At 35.2% G+C, this 620-nt stretch carries 1 protein-coding gene; it reads right to left on the bottom strand.

The window, feature by feature from the left end; translation table 11 throughout:
- Positions 1-446 (bottom strand): UTP--glucose-1-phosphate uridylyltransferase (locus tag AC27IT_RS27850; protein WP_487092271.1); only part of this gene is annotated, 446 nt, incomplete at its 3' end.
- Positions 447-620 lie beyond the last annotated feature (174 nt).

Here is a 620-nt window from a genome sequence, read left to right on the forward strand (position 1 = left end):
TCATACGCTTGAATCATCTGTTTGAGCGCAGGTTCTTCAGAAGTCATAATATCGTCTCCAAGAAGAACGGCAAACGGCTCATCTCCAATAAATTGCTCAGCACAAAGAATAGCATGACCAAGTCCTAACGGCTCTTTTTGACGAATATAGTGAATACTGGCCATTGATGAAATCGTTTGTACTTCTTTTAACATTTCGAACTTGTGCTTTTCTTCAAGCATTTGCTCTAGTTCAATTGATTTATCAAAATGGTCTTCAATTGATTTTTCATTTCGACCTGTAATAAAAATAATACTTTCAATACCTGATTTCACAGCTTCTTCTACAATGTATTGTACAGCAGGCTTATCGACAATTGGCAGCATTTCTTTGGGCTGCGCTTTTGTCGCTGGCAAAAATCGAGTTCCTAAACCGCCTACTGGAATAACTGCTTTTTTTATCGTCATATATGAATCCCTCTTTCTTTTTTAGTAGTAAATACAAATAATTTTGTGCCATTAAAATTGATACCGACACTTACGATTGTAATTAAAAGTTTACTGATTAGCAGTGGTATACCCCATTTATTATATAGAACAGTCAACAGAAAAGATGTAAGGGATAAAGTGATTAAATTCACG

It is taken from the genome of Brevibacillus sp. YAE8, from assembly GCF_057543335.1.